Source organism: Kitasatospora sp. NPDC005751 (genome assembly GCF_040630835.1).
GTDB lineage: Bacteria > Actinomycetota > Actinomycetes > Streptomycetales > Streptomycetaceae > Kitasatospora.
The window spans coordinates 1-4411 of the sequence record NZ_JBEXYC010000136.1; the positions used below are offsets into that span (position 1 = coordinate 1).

The window sequence follows — 4411 nt, forward strand, 5'->3', positions numbered from 1 at the left end:
CCGGTGGGGTCCGGAGCGGGCGCACGCGCTACTCAGTTGGTCAGGGTGAGTGGGCCCAGCAGGTAGTTGCCGGGGGCGTCGAGGTCGCTGCTCAGGTAGGAGTCGACGATGGCGGCACGGTACTCCTGGTGGCGGATGACGCCGTCGCCGTTGAGCTCGACCCGTTCGATTGAGTCCCGGACGTCCGGTAGAGGGTGACGTACTCACACCGCCTCAGGACGCCGTTCCGGTCGATGCCGGCGGCGATGATGACGGCGCCCGCGATGCCCCTCACGGCGCAGGGCTCACTTCAGCGCCTGGCGGAGGCGGCTCAAACCAGCTGGGCGACCGGGCCAAGGAGATAGTTGCCGGGGGCGTCGGGGTCGGTGCTGAGATAGAAGTCGACGATGGCGGTGCGGTACTCCTGGTGGCTGATGACGCCATTACCGTCCACATCGACCTTCTCGAACGCGGGCCCGGAATACTCCTCGGAAACGCCGAGCTTCCGGTACATCGCCACGTACTCGTCCCGGCTCAGCACGCCGTCCTCGTTTGCGTCGGCAGCCTGCATGACCGCGTCCGCGATCGCCATGACCGCGCTCTCGAAGTGGGCGGGAGCGGTCACCCGGTTTTCCATGACGGTGGTGAACTCGGCGCGCGAGACCTGGCCGTCGCCGTCGGTGTCGGCGTGCTGGAGCAGCAGCGTCCACCACTGTCCGAATGCCGTGTGGATGGCGTCGCGGTGGGGGCGGTCGTCCTCGTCGGCCACCTGCGCGAATACCCCGGCCGTCGCTCGAAGATCCTGCTCGGTGAGCTTCCCGTCGTGGTCCTGGTCGAACCAGTCGAACAGGAGGCTGAACTTCTGGTCCATCATGGCGCTGCTCATGGTCTCTTCCTCGCTTCACAACCCGCCCGCCAACAACGGCGTGCGGCGTCCGAGGGCAACGGTAGAAAGACCGAGCAGGCATGCCAGGCCATATGGTTCGCGCTTCACCCCTGCGAGTGACGGCCGGGACGCGCGTGTGTAAGTGGCCAGTTCCGGCTCCCCGCTGGCGGCCAGGAAGTGGGGAGCCGTTCGGCCACGATTCGCAGCCAAGGGCTTCCGGCGCTCCACTATGTGGACTCACCCAACTCTTGTGGTGCTGGGCAGTTCAGTTGGCGGGTTGAGTGCCAAGGCTGGCGAGCGGTGCGCGTAAGGCGGTGGGGTGTACGGGGCCGCTCACGGGATCTGGGAACAAGCGGCTGTCCGTGCCGGAGAGCCCTCCCCACACAAGCGGCGACCGACCCGCCACCTTCGACCGGGCGTCTGACGGTGGTGGGCCCCCGTGGGTCATGAGTGCTCGCGGTTCGGACAAGTCGGTGGGCCAGGGATGTGGCCTGGTCCACCGACCTGTGGGCAGCGGGGCTACGGTCGGCGTGCGTTGACGTGCCTGGTGGGTGAGGGGCGGTGGGTGTGGCCGGCGTTGTTGCTGGGGGTCGTTGTCATTTCACCATGCCGCGGGATCTCGCGAGTTCTACGTTGTAGTTCAGGTCGCAGATGACCGCCTCCGGGTAGTCGCACGCCGCGGCCCCGTTATTCTGCGGGTCGCTGGTGGGATCGAAATAGAGCCGCCTTCCATCGTTGCCGATCGGGCACGGCGTGTACTGAATGCTGAGGCCGGCGGTGCAGGTGATGAAGTGGTCACAGGACTCGGTGGAGGCGTAGTAGCCCTGATGAGTGCAGATCACGGTCATGCCTTTCCGGTGGTGGCCGGGAGCGGCCGGTCGGGGGTGGTGACGGCGGACAGGAGGTCGGTGATGGAGTTGAGGCTTTGTGCCAGGGGTGAGGCGATGCGTCCGGTGGGGTTGATCAGGACGGCGGACGGGGTTCCCCGGACTCGGTAGCCGGTGGTCACCTCGGTGTCGGGCTGCAGGTACAGGGGGTCGATGTGGTGACCGCGGGCCCAGACGGTGTTCAGGTCGAGGTCGCCGGTGGCGACCGGCACGATGGTCAGGGCGTGACCGTACTTGTCCTGCCAGTCCGGAAGCTTTTGCAGGACCAGATGGCACGGCTCGCACAGGTGATGGATGAACACCAGCACGAGCGGCCGGTTCGTTTCCAGCAGGCGGGTCAGGCCGGTGCGGGTGCCGTCGGTGCCGATCAGAGCGAAGTCGGGTGCCTGCGTGCCGACCGGCAGCCCCGCCACCGCCGGGGCGGCGGCCTTGTCGAGGCGTCGGCGCAACGCTCGCGTAGTCACTGTCTGACGGGTCAGCGCCGCGGCCAGCGCCACGATCACCGCCAGGCCGGCCGCGCGCTCGACGGGAAGGTGTTGCGGCACATCACCGTGTGCTGACGTCCCCCACCAGGCGGCGGCGACCGCGACCGCGATCGCGCCGTTACGGACCAGCGTCCAACGGCTGATCGGCGTATCGCCAGTCGACCCGAAACACGAACACGCCGGATACCGTCCCCGCCGCAGCTGCACACCCACCGCCACGCTGAACACCACCAGCAGCGACAACGCCACGGCACAAGCCCACACCGCCGAACCCGCCGGCAGCACCGCGATCGCCACTACGATCTCCACCGCGGGCAGCGCCCAGGCAACCAGACCCGCCCACCGCGCCGGAACCCCGAACGCCGTGACTGTCTCCCCGGTCGCCGGACGATCGGCCGCTTTGGCCATCCCGGCCGTCGCGAACACCGCCGCGACCACACACCGCGCGACCCACACCCCAGCAGCCCAGAACGCGGCCAAAGACGACCTCCCCGAAGATCCAACCCTGCGCGGCCTCGGGCCACAACGCAGAAGCGCTGCGACTCGCGAGGTAGATCACGGAGAATACCGAAGACCACCTACCAACGGTAGGAAACCAACACCACAGCGCGACGACGGTGCCACATCGGCGCTGAGACGGCCGATCGAAGATGACCGGTGATCGCCGCATGCGCTTGGGAACGCCACGCTCCCCGGTGCAGACGGCACGACAACCCGGGGAAATTCCGTTGGTCGCCGTCACGCGTGCACAGAAGCAAGCGCGAGGCGGTCGAACCCTCCTCACGAACAGGCCTATGCCCGAGCAAGATGCGGGGTGGACAGGTCCACGATGACGGCGGGATTCACCCCCGGCCTGCTGATCTCGACGGTGACCGCGCCGGTCTGAGACCGCGTTTGAGATCTGCCGTAGCCTGCTGCCAGTAGAACGGAGGGAGGGGAAGTGGGCTGCAGTCGTGGGCTTTGCTCTCAGCGGGGGCTTCGTGAGTAAGCGTCGCTATGTGGCCAGAGGCGTGCCTGGTGGGTACCGCATCTGGGACAACCGAGGGCGCCGGTGGTGGGGCGAACTTTACGAACTTTGCCCCGACGACCTCACTGCTGAACTGAACGGTGAGGCCAACCCGGCGAGGCTCACCGCTCTCCTCAAGCGATACAGAGCCCAGAAGCGGTAGGGCTAACGTCATGGCAAGAGGCGAAGGGGGCGTGGGCCCGGTCGCTGAGCGAGCCGGCCTCGGGTGAGTCGGCGGACCATGACGCCGATCATGGCCCAGCGGATCATCGTCTCGGAGTGGGCGGGGCTGGTCTCGTAGTCCCGGGCGAGGCGTCGGTGGGCGGTGAGCCACGAAAAGGTGCGCTCCACCGCCCACCGCTTGGGCTGGACCTGGAAGCCGCGCTGGCCGGGGTCCTTTCGGACGATGTCCAACTCGCGGCCGAGGATGGTGGCGGCCCAGTCGACCAGCTGGCCGGCAAAGCCCTGGTCGGCCCACACCTTCTTGACGCTGGGGCGGTCGAGCCGGGTCCACAGCAGCGGCCGCCTCGCGCCGTCGCGGTCCTGGATATTCGCCGCAACGACGTGGACGGCCAGGAGCAGGCCGAGGGTGTCGGTGACGATGAACCGCTTGCGGCCCTTCACCTTCTTGCCCGCGTCGAAGCCCCGGGTGGAAACAGGGACGGTGTCGGCGGTCCGGATGGACTGCGAGTCGATCAGCCCCGCACTCGGCTCCGCGTCGCGGCCGTCCGCCTCCCGGACACGGACGCGCAGGGCGTCGTGGATGCGCTCGACAGTGCCGTCGTCATGCCACCAAGTGAAGTACCAATACACCGTCGGCCACGGTGGGAAGTCCTTCGGCAGCTGCCGCCAGGAACACCCGGTCCGTACCACATAGAAGATCGCATTCACGATCCGCCGCCGCGGATGCTTCTCCCGCCGACCACCCTTCGGCCCCACCCTCGCCGGCGGCAGCAACGGCTCCACCAGCGCCCACTGCTCATCCGCTAGGTCCGACGGATACCCACCCCCAGCACCACTCACACAGAGCTCAACGACCCCACCAACCTCACGGCACGGCAGATCTCAAACGCGGTCTCAGCTTGGCGTTTATCCACGCACGTCACTCGACCTGCTGATCTGCGGTTCTTCCCGGGACAGCAGAGGCGGCCGTTCTCCACGCTTCGAG

General features: G+C 67.7%; 5 protein-coding genes. 1 reads left to right on the plus strand and 4 read right to left on the minus strand.

Features of this window, described 5'->3' with window-relative positions; translation table 11 throughout:
* Window positions 1–310: 310 nt before the first annotated feature.
* The 3 genes from ABZ497_RS36525 to ABZ497_RS36535 all read right to left on the minus strand — a co-directional run bounded on the left by ABZ497_RS36525 (window position 311) and on the right by ABZ497_RS36535 (window position 2717).
* The gene (locus ABZ497_RS36525; protein WP_359812400.1) at window positions 311–865 is read right to left on the minus strand and encodes an EF-hand domain-containing protein; all 555 of its coding nucleotides are present in this window, start codon (window positions 863–865) and stop codon (window positions 311–313) included.
* 596 nt (window positions 866–1461) lie between these two features.
* On the minus strand, window positions 1462–1713 hold the full coding sequence (locus tag ABZ497_RS36530; protein ID WP_359812403.1) for a hypothetical protein: 252 nt from the start codon (window positions 1711–1713) through the stop codon (window positions 1462–1464).
* Window positions 1710–2717, minus strand: coding sequence for a MauE/DoxX family redox-associated membrane protein (locus tag ABZ497_RS36535; protein WP_359812406.1), 1008 nt, complete (start codon window positions 2715–2717; stop codon window positions 1710–1712). The genes ABZ497_RS36530 and ABZ497_RS36535 overlap by 4 nt, the downstream gene beginning before the upstream one ends.
* A gap of 500 nt (window positions 2718–3217) precedes the next feature.
* Between ABZ497_RS36535 and ABZ497_RS36540 the strand changes: the two genes are divergently transcribed.
* Window positions 3218–3406 carry a hypothetical protein gene (locus ABZ497_RS36540; protein ID WP_359812409.1) on the plus strand — a complete coding sequence of 63 codons (189 nt, stop codon included), beginning with the start codon at window positions 3218–3220 and terminating at the stop codon, window positions 3404–3406.
* An 8-nt stretch (window positions 3407–3414) separates the two neighbouring features.
* Here ABZ497_RS36540 and ABZ497_RS36545 read toward each other — a convergent pair whose 3' ends face one another.
* Window positions 3415–4266 (minus strand): IS5 family transposase, encoded by an 852-nt coding sequence (locus tag ABZ497_RS36545; protein WP_359812411.1) that lies wholly within the window; start codon window positions 4264–4266, stop codon window positions 3415–3417.
* Window positions 4267–4411 lie beyond the last annotated feature (145 nt).